Consider the following 2,101-nt stretch of genomic DNA (forward strand, 5'->3'; position numbering starts at 1 on the left):
GCTGACTTTCGTGGCCATCGCGCTGTTCGTTCCCGCGCCGACCGCGCTCGAGCCGGTCTCCGTCGCCGACGAGCTCTCGTCGCTGAAGCAGCCGCAGGTCCTGCTTACCCTCGCGATGGGTGCAGTGGGCTTCGGGGGCCTCTTCGCGATCTATTCGTACATCCAGTGGACGCTCGTCGAGGTCTCGGGCGTGCCGCGCGAGGCGATGCCGGGCGTGCTCGCGCTCTACGGCGTGGGGATGGTTATCGGCGGTCTCATCGGCGGTGCGCTCGCCGACCGCAACCTCGACCGCACGGTGGTCGTGGGGATCGCCGTCATCGCGGCGATGCTCGCCGTCTTCTACTTCGCGACCCCCAATCCCGTGACGGCGGTCATCGCCCTTTTCCTCGTCGGCACCGCCACCTCCGTGGTGATCCCCGCGCTGCAGGCACGCCTCATGCAGTGGGCGGGCCGCGGACAGACGCTGGCCGCCGCCCTCAACCACTCCGCGCTCAACGCCGCCAACGCACTGGGGGCTTGGCTCGGCGGAGCGATCATCGCTGCGGGCTGGGGCTACAGGGCTCCGGCGGTCGTCGCCGTTGGTCTCGCGCTCCTCGGCTTCGCGATCGCCCTGCCGACCGTTCTCTTCGCACGCCGAGCGCGAAGGTCGCATGAACTCGTCGAGCACGCCGTCGCCGACGACTAGACTTTCGCCCGAAACGCTCGCCCTCCGTCCCGGTGTAGGCGAAGATAGACGCCGTAAACACCGTTGGTAATCCGCGTGCCTGGCACGAGGGGTGGAGGGCCGTGCCCTCCGGGGGAGGGGCACATGGCGAGCGACGACTACTACGGCTGGGAAGATTCCCCGGCGGCTTCTGGCCGACAGGCGGGCGGGCGTCCTGGCGGAACGGCCGGTCCCGGCAGCGGTTACCAGGGCGACGGCGGCTACGGCTACGGGAACGGCCCGTGGTCTTCTTCCGGCTCGGGAAGCTCCGGCGGCACCGGCCACACTGGCCGTACCGCCGCGATCGCCGTGGTCGCCACTCTCGCCGTGGTCGCGCTCGTCGGCGGCGGCATCTGGTGGCTCACGTCCTCGCGCGATTCGGGTGGTTCGGACGGTCCGGACGGCGCACAGGCCGCCGCGGTCACGTCGACGACCACCCCGGCTATGCCATCGTCCGGCGCGACCACCGTGACCGAGCAGCCCTCGTCCTCCGCCGCCCCGGAAACCACCACCGTGTACGCGCAGCCGCAGGATTCCGGCTCCGATGCGCAGGACGGTCCCGGCCACACGATCAACTCGGTCCAGCTGCCGGGAGGCGGCCGGGTCACGATCAGCACGCTGCCCTGCGACGGGCGAAACATCCTCATCTCGACGTCTGTGTCGGACAACACGCCCGATCCCCAGGGCCAGATCGCCCAGGCGCTCGCGGAAGCGCCAGGCCAGGCGCAATACCTCGTGCCCGGATCTTGCCCGTCGATCCGCGGGGTCGTCGACGGGGCGCGTGTGTATCCGATCGTCACCGACTACGGCCACGATTCCGCCGCCTTGTGCGCGGCGGCCGCGACCTATGGAGGCAACCCCCGGATCCTCGGCGACACCGCCGAGTTCACCTCGCCCTGCTGATCACTGTCAGGGCCCGTCGCTAGGGTGGGGCCATGAGTGTCAAGGTCGCCACCGTCAATGTCAACGGAATCCGCGCAGCGGTCAAGGAGCGCAACGAGCGCAATCCCGGCATGCTCCCGTGGCTAGAGGAGTCCGGGGTCGATGTGGTGTGCATGCAGGAAGTCCGCGCCACCGAGGAGCAGGCGGAGAAGGCGCTCGAGCCTGCGCTGGAGAACGGCTGGCACCTCGTAGTCGCACCCGCCGCGGCGAAGGGCCGCGCGGGCGTGGGCTTGCTCTCCAAAGAGAAGCCGGAGGACGTCGTCATCGGGTATGGGGATCCGGAGTTCGCCGATTCCGGGCGCTATATCGAGGCCGTATTCTCCGGCCCAGGCAAGAAGGAGAAGGTGCGCATCGCGAGCCTCTACCTGCCCTCGGGCTCCGCGGGGACGCCCAAGCAGGACGAGAAGGAGCGGTTCATGGACACGTTCCGCCCGTTCCTCGAGGACCGCGCCGCGG

General features: G+C 69.7%; 3 protein-coding genes. All 3 read left to right on the top strand.

Annotation, left to right across the window (positions count from 1 at the left end; genetic code table 11):
- A partial coding sequence (locus V7E05_RS11180) for an MFS transporter (RefSeq protein WP_333619732.1) occupies positions 1 to 685 on the top strand: 685 nt, incomplete at its 5' end.
- Between the two features lie 123 nt (positions 686 to 808).
- Complete coding sequence (locus V7E05_RS11185) at positions 809 to 1,606, top strand: hypothetical protein (RefSeq protein WP_333619733.1); 798 nt, start codon at positions 809 to 811, stop codon at positions 1,604 to 1,606.
- 32 nt (positions 1,607 to 1,638) lie between these two features.
- The coding region (locus tag V7E05_RS11190) for an endonuclease/exonuclease/phosphatase family protein (RefSeq protein WP_333619734.1) at positions 1,639 to 2,101 on the top strand (463 nt) is incomplete at its 3' end.

The sequence above is a fragment of the Dietzia sp. genome, assembly GCF_036741115.1.
Taxonomy (GTDB): domain Bacteria; phylum Actinomycetota; class Actinomycetes; order Mycobacteriales; family Mycobacteriaceae; genus Dietzia.